The following is a 19,622-nucleotide window of genomic DNA, read 5'->3' as shown; positions in this document are numbered from 1 at the left end:
CTCCCCTCGACGCCACCCCGCTCCTTTTCAGAACAGCTCGGTGAGGGCACGTCCCGGGGGCAGGAGCGCGAAGGGTCGCCCTTCGCGGTCGAGGGCCTCTCCGTCCTCGATCCCCATCGCGTGGAACATCGTCCGGGCGATCTCCTCGGGTCCCACGGGATGCTCGGCGGGATACGCGCCGAACTTGTCCGAGGTCCCGAAGGTCTGCCCCCCCCGGATGCCGCCCCCGGCCAGCAGGACCGACATGCAGTTGGTCCAGTGGTCGCGGCCCGCCCCGCTCGTCCCCCCCGACCGGACGTCCCCAACCCGGGGCTTCCGGCCCATCTCGCTGTTGACCGCCACCAGGGTCGTCTCCAGGAGCCCCCTCCGGTCGAGGTCGGCCAGCAAGGCGGCATAGGCACGGTCGAATTCTGGGAGGAGCCGCTCGCGGAGGCAGTTGAAATTGTTGCCGTGGGTGTCCCAGCCCCCGGCGCTCTTGCATCGGCCGGCGAGCGTCGCATCTTCCTTCCAGAAGATCGAGACGAACGGGACCCCGGCCTCGACCAGCCGTCGGGCCATCAGGAAGCTGTTGCTGTTGATGGTCGTCCCATACTCGGCGCGGACCGATTCGGGCTCTCGGGTGAAGTCGAAGGCGTCGCGGGCCCGATTCGAGGTCAGGAGGGCGAAGGCCCGCTCCTGCTGTCGTGAGTAGAGATCGGCCGAGGGCCCTTCATGGCTCCGGGTTGCGTTGTCGATCGCGGCCAGGAGCCCCCGTCGATCCGTCATCCGTTCGGCGGTCAGGTCACCGCTCAGGCTCAGGCTGGGCACGGTGAATTCGGTCGGCTTCTCGTACTCGCCCAGGACGTAGACCGGGTCGTATTCGGTCCCGAGCCGGGCGGAGAATTGCCCAGGACGGGTGTAGAGCGGGAACCCCGGCTTCTGGGGGAGCGTGACCTGCGAGGGGAGGTCCGCCCGGGCCGGCCTTCGAGCCGCCACGACCGAGCCGATCGAGGGCCAGTCGGTATCGTAGGGCTTCCGGTCGTTCAGGAGCGCGGGGAAGGTCGGGTCGGGCTCGTGGCCGGTCAGGTTGTAATAATAGCCGGCGTGGTGGTCGCCGGTCCCCTTCCCGTGGTGCCCCATCGACCGGACGATCGCCAGGTGATGGGCCTGCTGGGCGGTCCTCGGCAGGTGCTCGCAAAGCTGGATGGCGGGACTGGTCGTCGCGATCGGCCGGAACTCCCCCCGGAACTCGACCGGGGCGTCGGGCTTCATGTCCCAGGTGTCGATGTGCGAGGCCCCGCCGCAGAGCCAGATCTGGATCGTCGACGTCGCCCGGGACGACGAGGACGAAGCCTTCGCGAGGACTCCCCGAGAGCCCGCCAGGCCGAGCCCGGAAGCCACGAGGAAGGTCCGTCGCGAGAGGCGATTGCGAAGAGGGTCGATCGGCATGGGCGGGTCTCCGGTGTTGAATCAATGTTGGCACGTCGCCGACGTCGAGTCAACCGGAGGTTCCCGCCCTTCGATCAGTTCAGGAGGCTCCGCTGGAGGACCTCGGTGGCCCGGGCGAACTCGGGCTGCCAGGGGATCTCCGGCCCGCCGTTCTTGAGGCAGTCGCGGAGCGATTCCAGGGTATTCCTCGCCATGTGCGGGCACTTGTTGCAGGCGCAGGTGATCCCCGGGACCGGATGGTAGCGGTGGCGGGGGACGGCGTTCTGGAGCTGCCAGAGCATATTCGCCTCGGTAGCCACCAGGAAGTCGGTGGCCTCGGGCCGCCCTTCGACGAACCGGAGCATGGCCTCGGTCCCGCCCACGAAGTCGCTCTGCTCGCGGATGTTGGCGGGGCACTCGGGATGGGCCAGGGTGAGGGCCCCGGGCATCCGCTTCTTGAGGCGGAGCAGGTCGATCACGCTGAAGACCTCGTGGACCATGCACGAGCCGTCCCAGAGGATCATCGGACGCTTGGTCACGTCCTGGAGATACGAGCCCAGGTGCTTATCGGGGACGAAGAGGATTTCTTGATCCTCGGGGACCTTCCGGATGATCTCCTCGGCATTGCCCGAGGTGACGATCCAGTCCGAGAGGGCCTTCACCGCCGCCGTGCTGTTGATGTAGGTGACGGTCTGGAACCGCCGCCCTTCGGCACGGAGCCGGGCCTGGAACCGATCCAGCGCGGGGGCCGGGCAGCTATCGGCCAGGCTGCAACCGGCCCGGAGGTCGGGCAGCAGCACACGCTTGTCGGGGTTGAGCATCTTGGCCGTCTCGGCCATGAAGTGGACCCCGCAGAAGACGATCGTGCCGGTGTCCACCCGGGTCGCCGCGCGGGCCAGCTTGAGGCTGTCGCCGGTCACGTCGGCCAGCTCCTGGATCTCGCCATCCTGGTAGTAATGGGCCAGGATCGTGGCGTCCTCGCGCTCCTTGAGGGCGAGGATCTCATCGTAAATGTCGGTCAAGGGACGGATTTCCTTGTTTTTAGGGTGGCGTAGGAAGAACCCACCCGCGGTCGATCGCAAGCCGAGTCACGCCCATATTATAGGAGCTTGATGGCGGATAGCACAGTCGGAAGTCCGGGGAAGCCAACCTTCAACGGCTTGGCCTGCCGCCATCCCTCCCGCAGGCTTCCCGGTTGCTCGAGGCGAGGGGAAGTTGGGAGGTGAAACCCATCTCCTGGATCTCGCCTTCGACGGCCGATCAATCATAAGGCGGTCGCTCGGCCCCCAATCCCATCAGGGGCCAGCCGCCCTCGGGCCAGCGAAGCGGTCAGCTGCCCCCCCGCGAGATTATCAAAACGGAAGCAACTTATGAACGTCCGGGAAGGGTCAGCTCGAAAGGACGATATTGTGGTAGATGTCCTGGACGTCATCGCTATCGTTGAGCATGACTAGCAATTTTTCAAACATGCCCAGATCTTCCCCGCCGAGAGTTTTGCTATCCTGAGCAACAAACCGGATCTCCTGGATTTCCAGCTCGAGGCCGGGGAACGCCTCGAGCAAGGCCGTCCTTGCTTTGTAAAACTCGGCGGGAGGGGCGAAGATCGTGATCGTGCCACCTTCGCATTCGACCTCTTCGATGGCGACGTCCGCGGCGAACATCGCCTCGATCACCTTCTCCTCGTCGTCACCGTTGAACGAGAGCACCGCCAGGTGATCGAAGGACATCACGACGGAGCCATTCGCAGCCAATTTGGACCCGGTCTTGTTGAAACAAATGCGAACATCGGAGATGGTACGCGTGGGATTGTCGGTCAAGCATTCGACGATGAGCAAGGAACCGCCCGGGCCAAACCCCTCATAACGCGCGGCCTGGAAATCCTCGCCACCGGTGCCGGCCGCTTTCTGGATCGCCTTCTCGATCACATGGTTCGCGACGTTGTCACGCTTGGCCCGTTCGACGAGGCTGCGTAGGCTCGGGTTGGCTTCCGGGTCGGGCACGCCATTCTTGGCGGCCATGTACAACTGTCTTCCGTACTTGGAATAGAGCTTCGATTTTTGGGCGGCGGTTTTGAAGATCGACTCTTTGCGCTTTTCGAAGATTCTTCCCATTCGGATATCTGCCTTTTCATTTTCCCAACGGAGCCAATCCTCGAGTCGTTTCGCCCCCTCATTCTAGAGGAAATCCTATCGATTGCAATTGAACGGTCGGCGACGAACGGAAGACTCAGGGGTCAAACCAAGGTCGATGCCGACGGCAACCTCGCCACCGTCAAGGACCCGCTCGGCCACACCACCACCTCCGCCTACGATGCTCGCGATCGCCTGGCCTCCCAGACTCGGCCCTCCGGCGGCGGCACGACCACCTACACCTACGACCTCGCCGGCAACCTCGCCACCGTCAAGGACCCCGTCAACAACGTCACCTCCTACGGCTACGACGCGGCCAATCGCCAGACCACCGAGACCGACCCGCGCGGCAAGGTCACGACCTATGCCTACGACCTCTCGGGCAATCTCACCAAGGTCACCGATCGCCTGGGGCGGATCACCAGCTACGCCTACGACGCCGACGATCGCGAGACCGTCGAGCAGTGGATCCCCGTCGGCGGCGGCACGGCCACCTACACCATGACCCTGACCTACGACGCGGCCGGCCGCCAGACCCAGGTCCAGGACAACTCCAGCAAGTACGCCTACGGCTACGACAACGCCAACCGCCTGATCACCATCAATGACCAGGGGACCACCGGGCTGCCCCAGGTGACCCTGACCTACGGCGTGGACAACGTCGGCAACCGGACCAGCCTGGCCGACACCAAGGGCGGGGTCGTCACCTACACCTACAACGCCCGCGACCAGTTGACCACCCTCACCCAGTCCGGCACCGGGGTCTCGGCCGAGCGGGTCGACCTCGCCTACGACGCGGCGCTGCGGATGACCACCTTGACCCGGTACTCCGACACGGCCGGGACCACCGCGGTGATGGCCTCGGTCTACGCCTACGACGCCGCCGACCGGCTGACCACGCTGACCCATCAGACGCCGGGCGGCACGGCCGTGATCCGCTACGGCTACACCCTGGACGCCGCCGACCGGCTGACCTTCGAGTCGCGGATCTGGGACACCACCTCCACCGAGAGCCTGACCTACGGCTACACCGACGACGATCAGCTGACCTCGGTGGTCCGCGCCAGCGGCCCGACCGCCAGCTTCGGCTACGACGCCAACGGCAACCGGAACATGTCCGGCTACTCGACCGGCACGGGGAACCGGACCTCCAGCGACGGGACGAACAACTACGCCTACGACGACGAGGGGAACCTGACCTCGAAGACGGTGATCGCCTCGGGCAACCAGACGCTCTACAAGTGGGACTACCGCAACCGGCTGATCGAGGTCGACAGCAAGGTGGGGGCGACCACGACGACCCTGGCCCTGTACACCTACGACGCCCTGAATCGGCCGATCAAGGTGGTCGAGGGGGGGGCGACGCGGTACACCCTCTACGAGGGCCAGACGCCGCTGCTGGACTTCGACGGGTCGGGGGCGACGACGGCGCGATACCTGTCCGATCCCCGAGCGATCGACGCGATGCTGGCCCGGCAGACCTCGTCGGGGGTGGCGTGGTACCTGGACGACCGGCTGGGGACGGTCCGGGACATCGTCAACAACTCGGGGACGGTGATCGACCACCTGGACTACGCGGTGTACGGAAAGGTGTCGAGCGAGACCGCCCCGGCGTCGGGGGACCGGTTCAAGTATGCCGGGATGGAGTTGGACTCGGTCACGGGACTTTATTACGATCGGGCGAGGTACTATGACGCGGTGATGGGGCGGTTTCTCGGCGAGGATCCGTTGGGATTCTCCGCTTGGGAAGAAAACATGTACAGATTTGTTTTCAATGATCCTTTGGGTTTTAATGACCTTACTGGGTTTCAAGGAGAAGCAGTTGCTCGAGGTTCGAGATTTGGCGCGCCGGCTATGCCATTTGACCCAGCGAATCCTGCATTGGACCCTACGAATTACTGGAACAAAGTTAGTGGCGATCTAAACAAATTGATGAATCGGTACAACAAAACATTACATGAGGAAGGAGCATTTATCTTGTACAATCCATGTACCGGACATTATGCAGTAACAGTGAATGGCCGGCAACAGAAGCAAAACAGGAAGCAAGTGGGCACAAACCACAATCCTACCCAGATTTCACTTGACTATGAGTGGAGTAATCAGCCTGGAGATTATAACACGCCAAGCAATTTGTTGCTTGAGCCTATTGGTCCCCCTGATCCAAGAAAATCGAGCGACAACAAGTCCTGCTGGTTCGTCATTGCGGTATTCCATACACATCCTCATGGCAATACTATGCCATCCGTCAATCCAAAAAAGCCGGGGACAAAGGACGACTTGGGTCCCATTTTTGGAAGTCGGTTGCCCATCATTGTCTGGCCTCAAGGTGGCAAGCCAATATTTGGACACCCAACTAAAACTCTGCCTGGATACGATTTTCGTTACTTCTGAATCGACCCCTGGGGTCCGAAGGGGGTACGTCAATTCGATGGGACGGACCTAGACGAGCCTGCGCGACTTCCTGCGGCCGATTCCGCGTGGTGAATAAATATCGCCTTGTCGTGACGGGAACGAACTAGTATTAGAGTAGACCAATAAGATAAAGTGTGTCATGTGTGAATTTCTGAGAACACTTCTCGAACTTTCCCGCACCACTGTTTCGGCATTTTGATCTAATCATGTTCTTCTCAATTCACAAGCGTCGAGGCCTTGAAAGACATGAATACCAAGAATGTTCGGCGTAGCATTTGCCTGATGCTTTTCCTCTCCCCACCGATTGCCTTGGCACAAGATCATCTCGAACCAGAAGTTGGCATCATGTATGCAGACAAAACATCATATGAATATTGCCAAAATCTGAACGAATTATTCTTTAGTAAATCTCCTTCGGATTACCTTGCCCGAATGTTTTGCCGTCCTGGATTTGGCAAACCTCAATGGTGTGTGACGGTCTACAAAGATAAAAAACAAAATTGCGTAGTTGAATTCATCGTGGCCGAGAAGAGCATCGACCACAAAAAGGATTCTCTGAGCATCAAAGTGAAGAGGGAGAGTCAACCCATCGACCTTGAAACTGCTCAGATTGTCCAAGTGGTATTTCGTCAGATGCTCCGAGGTGTTCGTTATTCTGATCAAGAAAAGCAAGCTGGAGACGGCGATGAATTTAACTTTTCGCGAAATGTGTTGGGCTGGGATGGATTCGATCAGAAGCTGGGCGAACCTCCTCTCGGATCAGAACAGGGACTCATTTATGACCCTGAAGTAGGTTCCTTGACCGAAAAGCTCGTCAAGATCGGCGACGAGCTGAAGCGTTTCGCGACCACCGCGTCGAACAACGAAGCACGGAATACGATCCGAGCCGAGATCCGTCGGCAAGCTAAGGAACTCATGGACAAGGCGACTATCCCACAGGGGGGGACCTAGTCCTGGGGGGACCTAGGGCCGGGTCGCCCGGGGAGATTGCTCTCCCCGGGCTCCCACAGATCCGGACTGGCCCTTCAAGGCATCCGGCTCGTCATCTCATGACTTCGCTGCGTGGCTCAGCAGACAATGGACCACTCGCGCACGTGGGAGCGGGCAACGGTTCTCCAGGCGAAGGAAGTCGGGCCAACTCAGTGGCCCTCCTCCACGGCGACGCGAGAGCCATCGCCGCCAGATCCGTCGCGAGCCCTCCAGGATCGCCTGAAGGCTGAAGTAGTTGCCCGTGATCCCGTAGTACCCGTAGTGGCCTTGCAGCTTCTGCTTGAGCTTCTGGTGTTGATCCTCGATCGGGTCGTGTCGGTTCAACCGGCACCACTCCGAGAACGCGTGAAACGCTCGCCTGAGTCGGCCCTTCGCCGTCTGACGCTTGATCACCCATCCTCCTCCTCGGGTCCGTCCCCAGTAATGGGTGAAGCCCAGGAAGTCGAATGTCCCGGGATCGGTTCGTCCCCGATCCCCGGGCTCGGAGTCGTCCGACTCGGGCGGGACGAACCGCACCAGTCGAGTCTTCTCCGGGTGGGCCGTCAGCCCGTACTTGCTCATCCGCCTGGGCAAGACTTCCATGATCCGTCGTGCGTCGTCTTCTCGGGCCACCCCGATCACGAAGTCGTCCGCGTAACGGATCAGGAACGCCTCTCCTTTCAGGCGAGGACGAACCTCCTTCTCGAACCATTCGTCGAGCACGTAGTGCAGGACGATATTGGCCAGCAGGGGGCTGATCACGCCGCCTTGAGGGGTGCCGGCCTCGGGGGTCGTGACGGCCCCGTCCTCCAGCACGCCCGCGTTGAGCCATTTGCCGATCAGTCGCAAGATCACACCGTCGCGCACCCGACGCCTGAGGAACTCCCGCAAATGGCCGTGGTCGATCGAGTCGAAGAACCTCCGAAGATCGACATCCACGATCCAGCAACATCCCAGGTTCATCGCCCGTTTCCAGAGCGAATCCAAAGCCCCGTGAGCACCGCGTCCGGGTCGGAATCCGTGCGAGACCTCCAGGAAGTCCGCCTCGTACACCGGTTCCAGCACCATCAGCACCGCGCGTTGGAGGAGCTTGTCCTCGAACGTCGGTATCCCCAAGGGGCGAGTCTCGCCGGGCGAGCCCGCCTTGGGAATATGCACACGTCGCACCGGCGGGGCCACGTACGTGCCGGACTTGGCGCGGTCGAGGAGAGCCTGAAGGTTGCCCATCAGGTTGGCCTCGTAATCGGCCGCTGTCTGTCCGTCCACGCCGACCGCCCCGTCCTTGCGGGTCTGGTGATACGCCGCCAGAAGCCAGTCGAGGTCGATGTGATGCGCCAGGTTCGTGAACGCCATATCCGGCGCGTCCCTGGCGAGTTCCGCGATCCGTCGTCGTTTCGTGGACACGGTCTCAGGGCTCGGCGTCCCTGTCATGTTTCCCTCCAACGGTTCATGAGACGGCGTCTCCTTCCCTCCCCGGGGTCCCTCGGGACGGTTCCCCCGGCTCCTCGGTACTATGAGACGCTCCGACTCCCCGCCGCCCGTCTCGCCGCGCTTCGTTTCCTTCGGCTTGGCGATACCATCGTTGCGTCCGCAGTTCGTCCCCGACGACCCCGGACGCGGGGGCGTGGATCATCCTGGAGTTGGTAAGCCGGGTCTCCCTCCGGCAGGTCGATGGGGACGGCGGGGTCTCCCAAGTTCCCGGGAAACCCTCCTGATCATTCGCCCTGTTCTCCGACCCCGGCGTGACCGGACAGGCTCTGCGGGACCAAGGGTTAGCCTGCCCGACGCGGCCCCCGCGTCTGACAAGGACGAGGGCTCGACGCGACGAAATTTCGGGGCTCAATCGCACGGCGTTTGATCTCGCTGTCTACGCTTCGCAGGGGCAGTCACCCACCCACCACGCAAGACTCGCTTCCGGCTGCTGGCCCAGCTCTGCCGGGCGGGATTGGCTACCCGCAGGGTTCCGATGAGAGGTTTCGAGCTTGTGAAAGCCGTCCCCCTCTCCCGAGCTTCTTGGCGCAATGTCAGAATTGGTTTTTGGTTATTCGCTCGCCTTTCGGGCCCAGCTTCGCTACCCTCAACCCATGCCACGACGACTTCGCATTCAGTATGAGAACGCCATCTACCACGTCATGGCCCGCGGAAACGCACGCCAGGACATCGTCCATGACGACCAGGACCGGGCCAGGCTCCTCGACGACCTCGGCCACGTCGTCGCATCCACCGGCTGGGACGTGCTCGCCTTCGTCCTCATGACCAATCACCTCCACATCCTCCTCCGCACCCCCCGACTCAACCTCTCGCGCGGCATGCAGACCTTCCTCTCTCGCTACGCGCTCTGGGCGGCACGCCACCGACGACGGCCCGGGCACCTCTTCCAGGGCCGATACAAGGCCCAGATGATCGAGGACGAGTCCTACTACTGGACCGTCAGCCGCTACATCCACCTCAACCCCGTCCGAGCCGGGCTGGTCCCACGCCCCGAGGCCTGGGCCTGGTCGACCTATCCGGGCTACATCGACCCCGCACGGCGCCGCCCCTGGGTCGCCCATCAGGTCCTGCTGAACGCCTGGGAGGGCGAGCATGGCGGCCGAGATCCGGTCGCCGCCTACCGGGATTTCACCGAGGCCGGGATGCTCCAGCCGGCCCCATCGCCCTTCCGCGAGGCCTTCGGAGGATGGGCCCTGGGCTCGACCCGCTTCGTCGACCGTCTCCGGACCCTGTCCGGGCCACTCGCCGGCGGCACGCCCTCATCGGAGGCCCGCCGGCTCGCCGGGCTCGACCCCGACACGATCTGCGCCGAGGTCGCCGCCTTCTACGACCTGGAGCCCTCCGCCCTGGCCGCCCGTCACGACCACCACATCGCCCGGGCCGTCGCCGCCTGGCTCTGCCGCCGACACACACAAGCCCCGCTCCGCGAGCTGGCCACCCGGTTCGGCCTCTCCCGGGCTGACAGCGTGCCCAACCTCACCCGCCGGATCGATGCGAAACTGCCCGACTCGCCTCGACTGGCCGAGGAGATGGCCCGGATCCTCCGTCATCTGGAGGCCAACGTTGCCTCGCCCGCAGGAACATGACCCCGTGCGCCCATCGTCGATGAGTCCGGTTCCTCCGATAAGTCGCGATTCTCAGGCTCTCGGTCCCGAACTTGCTCAAGTTCCGGGTCGGACTCGCCGAAGGTTCGTGTCCCGAACTTTGACTTGCCCTCGAAGTCGGGGGTATATTAGCTCAACGACTTGAGCCGCAACCTGTGCCTTCGGCCCTCGATTCGCACCAGGTGTGACCGGACCAGGCCCCGCATGGAGATCGGCTGACCATGGTGCGTTCGACCTCACCGCTGGTCTTGCTTCTGACGCTGGCCCTGGGGATCTCCCTGGGTTTGAATTTTCAACAAAATCCCCGGACCGTCTCGGCCCAGGCACGCCCCCCGATCCCGATCGCCTCACCGACCGAGGATGTCGGGCCTCCCCCGACCTCGAGCGGGATCCGAGGGGCGGGCGAGGACGGGCTCTATGGCCAACTTGCCCGACAATATGCCCAGTTCGAGCACGTGAACCGGACCTTCGAGCTGGTCGCCCGGGCGATCTCCCCCTCGGTCGTCCACCTGGTCGCCCACAAGTCGGGCAAGCGGGACGACGACCCCTATGGGGCGGATTACGAGGAGACCGGCTCGGGCGTGATCGTCCGGGACGAGGTCAGCAAGGGGCTGTTCGTCCTGACCAATAATCACGTGGTCGCGGGGGCGATCGCCGGGCAGATCGACGTCTTCCTGAGCGACGGGCGGTCCTGCCACCCCTCGAAGATGTATCTGGACAGCAAGGCCGACATCGCCGTGCTGAAGCTCGACCGGACCGACCTCCCCGCCGCCCGGCTGGGAAACAGCGACGAGACCCCGGTCGGCTCGTGGGTCCTGGCGATGGGGAGCCCGTTCGGCCTGAATCACTCGGTCAGCCAGGGGATCATCAGCGGCCGGGGGCGGCACGAGGTGGATCTCGAAAAGGCGGGGGTCGAGAACCAGGATTTCCTCCAGACCGATGCCGCGATCAACCCGGGGAACTCGGGCGGGCCGCTGGTGAACATGAAGGGGGAGGTCGTCGGGATCAACATCGCCATCCTCTCCAACGGGGGGGGTAACGAGGGGGTCGGATTCAGCATACCGATCAACCTGGCGAAGTGGATCATGGGCCAGTTGCTCTCCCACAACGGCCACGTCTTCCGGGGTGCCCTGGGGGTCAAGCTCCACCCCGACTTCGAGCCCGAGACCGCCCTGGCCCTGGGCCTGGATCGGCCCCGAGGGGCCTGGATCGAGTCGGTCGACCATCAGTCGCCCGCCGCCGCCGGGGGCCTGAAGGAGGGGGACGTGGTCCTCCGGTTCAATGGGGTCGACGTGGCGGACCTGAACCACCTGATCAACCTGGTCTCGATGGCCCCGATCGGCCAGCCGGCCGACCTGGTGATCTGGCGCGATCGCCGCGAGGTCCCCATGAAGATCACGGTCGCCGACAAGGAGCGGATCGTGGCCCGGTCGGTCCGACCGACCCGCCCTCCCGCCGGTTCGGTCATGGGTCTCGAACTGGTGACGCTCGACGCCCCCGTGGCCCGTCGGATGGGACTGCCCGAGGGATTCCGGGGGGCCGCGGTGATGAAGGTCGAGCCCGATAGCCCACTGGCCACCGTCTTCCGCCCGCTCGACGTGATCCACGACGTCTCGGGACGCCCGATCCAGTCGGCCGACGAGGTGGTCCAGGCCCTGGGCGCCCGTCGAGCCTCCACCGGGCTGGAACTCGGCATCCATCGGCTGATCGACGGGGCGTTCCAACGCTCCAGGGTTCGCGTGCCCTGATGTCGGGATTGTTCGAAGCACTGGCGATCCTCGGGGCGGGCCGGGGGCTGACTGAGGACCAGTCCCGACTAGCTGTCGACGCGATCATGTCGGGCGAGGCCCCCGAATCGCATGTGGCGGCCTTCCTCGCCGGACTCCGGGTCAAGGGGGAGACCGCCGACGAGCTGGCCGGGGCCGTCTCGGCGGTCCGCGAGCGGTCGACGGGCTGGCAACCGTTTGAAGGAATGCCAGAAGTCCTCGACACCTGCGGGACCGGCGGCGACGGTGCGAATACCGTCAACATCTCGACCGCCTCGGCGATCGTGGTCGCCGCCTGCGGGGTCCCGGTGGCCAAGCACGGGAACCGATCGGCCTCGGGGAACTCCGGGAGTTCCGAGGTCCTGACCGAGCTGGGGATCAACATCGAGGCCGATCCCGCGACCCTCCGCCGATGCCTGACGGAGCTGGGGATCACCTTCCTGTTCGCCCCGAAATTCCATCCCGCCTTGCGGTTCGCGGCGCCGATCCGTCGCCAGTTGCCGTTCCGGACCTTGTTCAACCTGATCGGCCCGCTGGCCAACCCGACCAGGCCCGCCTATCAGTTGATCGGAGTGCCCGAGGAGCGGCCCGCCGAGTTGATGGCCTCGGCCCTGGCCCGGCTCGGCGTGACGCGGGCGGCCGTCGTGACCGGCTTCGGGGGGCTCGACGAGGTGAGCCTCGACGGTCCGACGCGGGTCCGATGGGTCGAGGGAGGAGCGATCACGCTCCGCACCTGGGCCCCCGAGGAGTTCGGCCTTTCGGTCGTCCGGGCGTCCGACCTCCAGGTCTCCGGCCCGATCGAGAGCGCTTCCAGGCTTCGAGGCGTCTTCGACGGATCGAAGGGGCCGGCTCGCGACTCGATCCTGGCCAACGCCGCCGGGGCGATCCTGGTCGCGGGGCGGGTCAGGAGTCTGGCCGAAGGGGTGGAGCTGGCCTCATCGGCGATCGACAAGGGCAGGGCGGCGGACCTCCTCCGTCGATGGGCTGACCTCAGCCAGGTTTCGTAAGATCCATCTCCTGGGCGATCGACTCGGGCGGGCGACCGATCCTTGCGGCCCTCGATCCGATGGCTTAAGGTGAGGCTCTGGTCGGCCGGTGAATCGGCCCGGACCATCCCCATCGTCCGCCGAGCAACCCCGGGAATATCATCGTCATGAGATCGATCCGGTCGATCCTGGGAGCCTCACTCCTCGCGCTCGTTGTGATGATCGCCCCACGGGGGGAGGCTTCGGATCTGCACGTCGCTCCCCGGGGCAACGACGGCCATCCCGGCACGGAGGCCCAACCGCTGGCCACCCTCTCGGGCGCAGCACGAGCCGCCCGATCGGTGACAAAGCCGGTCAAGATCCTGGTCCACGCCGGGACTTACTACCTTCCCGAACCGCTGGTGCTGACGGCCGAGGATTCCGGCGTGACCTGGCTGGCCGCCCCCGACGAGTCGGTGGTCATCAGCGGCGGTGCGAAGCTCGACCTCCGGTGGGAGCCCTATCGCGACGGGATCGTCCGGGCGAAGACTCCCGAAGGTCTGGCGTTCGACCAGCTTTTCGTCGACGGTCGTCGGCAGCTCATGGCGCGTTATCCGAATTACAACCCCGAGATCCGGCCTTATGGCGGCTTCGCGGCGGACTCGTTCGGTCGAGAGCGGGCCTCGCGGTGGGCCGACCCGGCGGGCGGATACATCCACGCGATGCATCGAGCGGAATGGGGCGGGTATCACTACAAAATCACCGGGAAGGATGCCCAGGGCGAGGTCGTCTACGAGGGGGGCTGGCAGAACAACCGACAGATGGGCATGCATCCCCGATGGCGATTCGTCGAGAACATCTTCGAGGAACTCGACGCGCCCGGGGAATGGTTCCACGATCCGAAGACGACAACCCTCTATTACAAACCGGCCGAAGGGGTGGACCTCTCGAAGTCGACGGTGGAGGTCGTCCGGTTGAGACATCTCGTCGAACTCCGGGGGACGCCCGAGAATCCCGTCCGGGACGTGACCCTACGCGGGTTCCTCTTCCGGCACGCCGCCCGGACGTTCATGGACGTCAAGGAACCACTCCTCCGGAGCGACTGGACCATCTATCGGGGAGGGGCGGTCCTCTTCAATGGGACGGAAGACTGCTCGGTCGAGGACGCCGAGTTCGACCAGCTGGGCGGGAACGCCGTCTTCGTCAACGAATACAACCGACGAATCACGATTCGTGGGTGCGACATCCACGACACCGGGGCGAGCGCGATCGCCTTCGTCGGCGACCCGAAGACCGTCCGCGATCCCCTCTTCCACTACGATCAGCGTCAGAGCTTCACCGACATCAGCAAGACTCCCGGCCCTCAGGGCATCAATTACCCGGCCGATTGCCTGGTGGACGACTGCCTGATCCGCAAGGTGGGCGTGGTCGAGAAGCAGGCGACCGGGGTCGAAATCTCGATGTCGCTGGGGATCACGGTCCGCCACTGCTCGATCTACGAGACCTCGCGAGCCGGGATCAACGTGAGCGAAGGGACCTTCGGCGGGCACGTTGTCGAATTCTGTGACGTGTTCGACACCGTCCTGGAGACGGGCGATCACGGGAGCTTCAACTCATGGGGCCGCGACCGGTTCTGGGGCCTCAAGGACGTACCCGAAGTTGCATTGGCCGACCTGTCCCGACTGGACATGGTCCGGCCCAACATCCTCCGGAATAATCGATGGCGCTGCGACCACGGATGGGACGTCGACCTCGACGATGGTTCGAGCAATTATGAAATCTACAACAACCTCTTCCTGTCGGGCGGCTTGAAGCTCCGCGAGGGGTTCCACCGGAAGGTCTGGAACAACATCACGGTCAACAACTCGCTCCACCCTCACGTCTGGTTCGAGGACAGCGATGATGAGATCACGCGAAATATCTGGATGGGTGCCTACCGACCGGCCGCGATGAGCCCGACGCTCCGGAAGTGGGGAAAGGAGGTCGACCGAAACCTCTTCACCACGACCGAGGCCGACCGGACGAAGTTCGCCGACAAGGGCTGCGACCTCCATTCGATCGTGGGCGACCCGATGTTCGTCGACCCGACCCTCGGCGATTTCCGGGTCGAGGACGGCTCGCCCGCGCTGGCGATCGGATTCCGGAATTTCCCGATGGACCAGTTCGGAGTCCGGAAGCCCTCGCTGAAGGCATTGGCCCGCACGCCACGGATCACCCCGCCCGCCTCCACCGACCCCGCCCCCTCGGCCGACGGCCGATACACATGGCGAGGGGCCACGCTGAGGGCGATCTCCGGCGAGGAATACTCGGCCTTCGGCACGACCAGGGAGCAGGGGGGCCTGGCCATCCTGGAAGTGGCCCCGGGTTCCCCGGCCGACCGCGACGGATTCCGGCCCGACGACCTGATCCTCCAGGTGGACGGACGGGCCACCGTCGCGATGAAGGACTTCCTCGCCATCTGCGGCGACACGACCAAACCGGGCCCGGTGATCGTCAAGTTGTCGAGGGGGCAGCATCCCCAGCAATTGACGATCGAAGGTCCCCTGACCGCACCGACTCGGCCGAAATGACCGAAATGCCATTCCAAGGCTGGCGGAAGTCCCTGAACCCGAAGCGAGGATCGAACATGAGACTCACGCTGAGAGTCTGCTTCTTGCTATCTCTACCATTCGTCGGATTATCCTCGGCGGCCGAGGATGACTCCGACTCGACCACCCCGGCTCCCACGAACATCCGAGGGGCCGATTATCCTCGGGTCCACCCCGACCTCCGGGTCACGTTCCGGATCAAGGCTCCGGATGCCCAGAAGGTCGAGTTCGACCGGGGCAAGCGCTACCCCGCCACCAAATCCGAAGATGGTTACTGGACCGCGACGACGGAGCCCCAGGCCCCGGGATTCCACTACTACTGGGCGGTGATCGACGGGGTGATGGTGAATGATCCCGCCAGCGAGACCTTCTACGGGACCGGCAAGGAGACCAGCGGCATCGAGGTCCCCGAGAAGGGGGTTGATTATTATTCTCCGAAGGATGTCCCGCACGGCGAGATCCGCGAACGGTGGTATTTCTCGAAGACGACCCAGGACTGGCGGCGGATCTTCGTCTACACCCCGCCCGACTACGACACGAACCGGGACGCTCGCTACCCGACGCTCTACCTCCAGCACGGCGGGGGCGAGGACGAGCGGGGCTGGCCCAACCAGGGCCACGTCGGCTTCATCATGGACAACCTGATCGCCGAGGGGAAAGCCAGGCCAATGCTCGTCGTGATGGAGCAGGGCTACGCCCGGAGGCCGGGCGATCCCCCCATGCCGACCCGGCCCCCGGCCCCCAGACCCCCCCCCGCCGGGACGGCTCCCGCTCCCGCCCCGGTCCCGCCGAACTTCAGCCGGATGTTCTCCGCGTTCGAGGACGTCATGATCAACGACCTGATCCCGATGATCGACCGGACCTACCGATCGATCCCCGATCGCGAGCACCGGGCGATGGCCGGCCTCTCGATGGGCGGAATGCAGACCTTCCAGATCACGCTCAATCACCTGGACACATTCGCCTATCTTGGAGGTTTCAGCGGTGCGGGGGGCGGGTTCGGCGGCGGTTCCTTCGATCCCCAGACCGCCCACAATGGAGTGATGGCAAACTCGGACGAGTTCAACAGCAAGGTCCGACTGGTCTGGCTCGGGATCGGGACGACCGAACCGACTCGCATGTATGAGAGCGTGAAGAACTACCACGAATCGCTCGAAAAGGCCGGCATCAAGCACGTCTATTATGAGTCGCCGGGCACCTCCCACGAATGGCTCACCTGGCGTCGATCCCTCCACGAGTTCGCCCCGCTCCTCTTCCAGAGCAACCGGAGCGAGGCGGCCCGGAGGCCAGGACCGAGAGGTCCCCGACCGATCGTCCTGGGTCCCGACGACAAGCCCGCATCCCCCGACGCCCCGGAGGGGTTCGACCGGAAGCGGGACGGCATCCCCGGCGGACGGATCGAGGAAGTCGAATACGACTCCAAGACCGTCGGCACCCGGCGCAAGATGATGGTCTACACACCGCCGGGATACTCGACCGACCAGACCTACCCGGTCCTCTACCTGCTCCACGGGATCGGCGGTGACGAGCGCGAATGGTTCAACAACGGCCAGCCCGGCGTGATCCTCGATAACCTCTACGCCGACGGCAAGCTCAAGCCGATGATCGTCGTGCTCCCGAATGGCCGAGCACAGCCGAACGACCGGGCGGAAGGCAATGTCTTCCAGCACGCGAAGGCCTTCGAGACCTTCGAGTTCGACCTGATCAACGACATCATCCCGTTCATGGAAAGCCATTACCCGGTGAAAAAGGACCGGGAAGATCGGGCCGTCGCCGGGCTCTCGATGGGCGGCGGTCAATCGCTGAATTTCGGCCTCGGGCATCTCGACACATTCGCCTGGGTCGGCGGATTCTCCTCGGCCCCCAATACCCGGGCGCCCGAGCGACTGGTCCCCAACCCCGAGGAGACCTCGAAGCTCAAGCTGCTCTGGGTCTCGTGCGGCGACAAGGATGGGCTGATCGAGATCAGCCAGAAGTTACACGCCTACCTCAAGGAGAAAAACGTGCCTCACATCTGGCACGTGGACTCGGGCAAGCACGATTTCGCCGTCTGGAAGAATGATCTCTATCTGTTCTCGCAACGACTCTTCCGCTGATCGCGAATCGGCCGGATCGGAAGCCCGGCGTGGAGAACGAGGGGGCTGATTTCACCCCCCTCGTTCTCGGGCCATCGTGGCGGGCGTCCGTGGCCAGCTCCCGGACTCAGGGGCGGTCGCCCGATCCGAGCCAAAGTTCCTCATACACGTCGTACCCGCCCGGCTTCATGCCGAGCGTCTGATAGACGCGCTGGGCGGCCTCGTTCTCGACCTCGACGTACAGGCGGAGGCCGATCACGTCGTGGGTCTGTCGGGCGAGATTTCGGATCTGGGCATGGAGGGCGCGGAAGGCCCCGAGCCCTCGATATTCCCGGTGGACGTAGACGCTCTGGAACCACCAGATCCAGCCGGCCCGCCAGTCGCTCCACTCGCGAGTGACCGCGGCCTGGCCGATGACCCGGCCGAGCTGGTCGCGAGGCTCGACCACCCAGTAGCGGAGCCGGTCGGGTTCCTGGAGCGCGGCGGCGACGCCTCGGGTGAGGATGTCTAGATCGAGCGACTTCCCCTCGGTCTCCTGGGCGAGCCGGAGGTTGAAGTCGACGATGACATCGCGATCTTCCGGGCGAGCGTCTCGGACGGTCAAATCTTGGGCCATCAGATCCGCTCGCTCCGGCGATTTCGGGCTCTTCGGCTGGCCTCGTCGAGGATCCGGTTCTCTTCTTCGTTCAAGGCCCCTTTGCCGTCCCGGGCAATCTTGACGAGGATCTCATCGAGCTTCTCGTCGAACTGTTCTTCGGGGATCACGGCCGTCGGTGCGGGTCGGGTGGTGGCGGCGGTGCTGGAGGACCAGGTGGCCCCGATCGTCGGCCGGGCGCTGGTTGTCTCGCGAGGCTCGGGCGAGACGATCCGGAGACGGGGCCTCCGCTTGAACATCTTCTCCAGGCGGGAGAGCCGGAGGTCGCCCACCTTGAAGAGGTAACCGAACCCGGCCCCGCCCAGGTGCGAGGCGTAGGCCACCGGGCCACCGGAGCCGGAGAGGAACTGGAGGAGATCCATGCCCAGGAAGATCACCAGGAGCATCCACATCTCGACCGGGAAGATGAACAGCAGGACCTCTCGCCGGGGATAGTAGAGCGTGTAAAGCACGATCACGGCCATCACCGCGCCGGAGGCGCCCATCATGTACCCCCGGCCGGGGAACGGCCCCAGGGCGTCGGCGATCGCCCATGTCAGCGTGCTGAGGATGGCCGCCGAGATATAGAGGGCCACGAAGTCGCGCGTCCCGTAGAACGACTCCATCTCGCGGCCGACCATCCAGAGGAACAGCATGTTCATCAGGATGTGCCAGGGGCCATCGTGAAGGAACGTCGCCGTCAGGAGTTCCCAGATCCGGAACTGCCGGAAGATCTCGAAGCTATTGGCCGAGAAATATCGCTCGAGCGGTTGATCCGGCCCGAAGAACTTCTGGGCGATGAAGACCGCGACATTGATCAGGATGATCGTCTTGCAGGCGGGAGCCACGCCCGAGAGCCACCCCGAACCTCGCGTCTTGTCGCGATAATATTCGCGGTCGTAGATGCCCATGATGGCTCCGGCGGTCGGCGTCCTCGACAAGCCGGCGGGGACGTTCGGGGACGGGGTGGGTTCTCTCCATCATCGGATCCATCGATCCGCCTGTCAACGGAATTGATCGGCGCCCGGAGATCCGAGATCCGGCGAGGGGCCGATCAATCGGCGAGTAGCGCCTCGACCGCCTCGCGTCGATCCGCGTAAATCGGCCAGACGAAATCCAGCGAGGTCAGGTGCAGCAGCTCCTTGGCCCGGACCGAGACCCCGGAAAGGGCCATCGTGCCGCCCTTGGCCTGGACCATCTTCCAACAACGGAGCAGGACCCCCAGGAAGACAGAGCCGAAGTAATCGACCCTCGAGAGATCGAACACGATCAGCGGCTCGGCATCGTGCCGGATCGGGTCGAAGATCAACTCGGCCGCCTGCTCTTCCAGGCCCACGGCGATCGACTCCAGGGCGGGGGTGGCCGAGACCACCGTCAGGTCGCCCCGTCGCTCGATCGTGAAGGCTTCCTGAGATTGTGGGTTCGACATGGGAGGGCCGACTCGCCTAATAGATCTTGCATCGATGCTCAGCATTGGGCTCGATGGCTTAGGGTAGAAGCTCTTCGATCGGTCGGCAAGGGCAATTCCCCGCGAGCCCGACGATTCGACCTCGAGGGGATCACCCCGTCGGAACTCCGA

General features: G+C 64.2%; 13 protein-coding genes and 2 pseudogenes. 8 read left to right on the top strand and 7 right to left on the bottom strand.

The features are described from left to right. Positions 1 to 27: 27 nt before the first annotated feature. The 3 genes from P12x_RS16370 to P12x_RS16360 form a co-directional block, all read right to left on the bottom strand. Positions 28 to 1,428, bottom strand: coding sequence for a DUF1501 domain-containing protein (locus tag P12x_RS16370; RefSeq protein ID WP_435005389.1), 1,401 nt, complete (start codon positions 1,426 to 1,428; stop codon positions 28 to 30). A 74-nt stretch (positions 1,429 to 1,502) separates the two neighbouring features. Next, on the bottom strand, positions 1,503 to 2,429 hold the full coding sequence (nadA, locus tag P12x_RS16365) for a quinolinate synthase NadA (protein ID WP_435005388.1): 927 nt from the start codon (positions 2,427 to 2,429) through the stop codon (positions 1,503 to 1,505). 366 nt (positions 2,430 to 2,795) lie between these two features. Further along, positions 2,796 to 3,518, bottom strand: coding sequence for a YebC/PmpR family DNA-binding transcriptional regulator (locus P12x_RS16360; RefSeq protein WP_435005386.1), 723 nt, complete (start codon positions 3,516 to 3,518; stop codon positions 2,796 to 2,798). Between P12x_RS16360 and P12x_RS16355 the strand changes: the two genes are divergently transcribed. Continuing rightward, on the top strand, positions 3,465 to 5,930 hold the full coding sequence (locus P12x_RS16355) for an RHS repeat domain-containing protein (RefSeq protein WP_435005384.1): 2,466 nt from the start codon (positions 3,465 to 3,467) through the stop codon (positions 5,928 to 5,930). The genes P12x_RS16360 and P12x_RS16355 overlap by 54 nt on opposite strands. Before the next feature lie 267 nt (positions 5,931 to 6,197). After that, positions 6,198 to 6,902: a hypothetical protein gene (locus P12x_RS16350; RefSeq protein ID WP_435005382.1), complete on the top strand. Its 705-nt coding sequence runs from the start codon at positions 6,198 to 6,200 to the stop codon at positions 6,900 to 6,902. Positions 6,903 to 6,998: 96 nt separating this feature from the next. Here the strand turns inward: P12x_RS16350 and ltrA are convergent, their stop codons facing one another. Continuing rightward, positions 6,999 to 8,324 (bottom strand): group II intron reverse transcriptase/maturase, encoded by a 1,326-nt coding sequence (ltrA, locus tag P12x_RS16345; protein ID WP_435005380.1) that lies wholly within the window; start codon positions 8,322 to 8,324, stop codon positions 6,999 to 7,001. Between the two features lie 617 nt (positions 8,325 to 8,941). On the opposite strand from ltrA, the gene P12x_RS16340 reads away from it, so the two are divergent. The 6 genes and pseudogenes from P12x_RS16340 to P12x_RS16315 form a co-directional block, all read left to right on the top strand. Next, on the top strand, positions 8,942 to 9,997 hold the full coding sequence (locus tag P12x_RS16340) for an REP-associated tyrosine transposase (protein WP_435005378.1): 1,056 nt from the start codon (positions 8,942 to 8,944) through the stop codon (positions 9,995 to 9,997). 239 nt (positions 9,998 to 10,236) lie between these two features. Further along, on the top strand, positions 10,237 to 11,763 hold the full coding sequence (locus P12x_RS16335) for a trypsin-like peptidase domain-containing protein (RefSeq protein ID WP_435005376.1): 1,527 nt from the start codon (positions 10,237 to 10,239) through the stop codon (positions 11,761 to 11,763). Further along, on the top strand, positions 11,763 to 12,788 hold the full coding sequence (gene trpD, locus P12x_RS16330) for an anthranilate phosphoribosyltransferase (RefSeq protein ID WP_435005374.1): 1,026 nt from the start codon (positions 11,763 to 11,765) through the stop codon (positions 12,786 to 12,788). The genes P12x_RS16335 and trpD overlap by 1 nt, the downstream gene beginning before the upstream one ends. Before the next feature lie 146 nt (positions 12,789 to 12,934). Then, complete coding sequence (locus P12x_RS16325) at positions 12,935 to 15,316, top strand: right-handed parallel beta-helix repeat-containing protein (protein ID WP_435005372.1); 2,382 nt, start codon at positions 12,935 to 12,937, stop codon at positions 15,314 to 15,316. Continuing rightward, positions 15,313 to 16,560: pseudogene (locus P12x_RS16320) on the top strand (alpha/beta hydrolase-fold protein); the annotation flags it as partial. The gene P12x_RS16325 and the pseudogene P12x_RS16320, both read left to right, overlap by 4 nt. Positions 16,561 to 16,644: 84 nt before the next feature. After that, positions 16,645 to 17,427 (top strand): annotated as a pseudogene (locus P12x_RS16315) (alpha/beta hydrolase); the annotation flags it as partial. A 109-nt stretch (positions 17,428 to 17,536) separates the two neighbouring features. Here P12x_RS16315 and P12x_RS16310 read toward each other — a convergent pair. The 3 genes from P12x_RS16310 to P12x_RS16300 form a co-directional block, all read right to left on the bottom strand. Continuing rightward, positions 17,537 to 18,025, bottom strand: coding sequence for a GNAT family N-acetyltransferase (locus P12x_RS16310; RefSeq protein ID WP_435005370.1), 489 nt, complete (start codon positions 18,023 to 18,025; stop codon positions 17,537 to 17,539). Beyond that, on the bottom strand, positions 18,025 to 18,954 hold the full coding sequence (locus tag P12x_RS16305; RefSeq protein WP_435005368.1) for a rhomboid family intramembrane serine protease: 930 nt from the start codon (positions 18,952 to 18,954) through the stop codon (positions 18,025 to 18,027). Before P12x_RS16305 ends, P12x_RS16310 begins: the two co-directional genes overlap by 1 nt. Positions 18,955 to 19,097: 143 nt before the next feature. After that, a complete protein-coding gene (locus tag P12x_RS16300; RefSeq protein WP_435005367.1) occupies positions 19,098 to 19,472 on the bottom strand; it encodes an STAS domain-containing protein in 375 nt (124 codons plus the stop codon). Positions 19,473 to 19,622 lie beyond the last annotated feature (150 nt).

The organism is Tundrisphaera lichenicola, from assembly GCF_051175385.1.
Taxonomy (GTDB): Bacteria; Planctomycetota; Planctomycetia; order Isosphaerales; family Isosphaeraceae; genus Tundrisphaera; species Tundrisphaera lichenicola.
The sequence above is the reverse complement of the archived record's forward strand: the minus strand, read 5'-3'. Positions and strand labels throughout refer to the sequence as shown.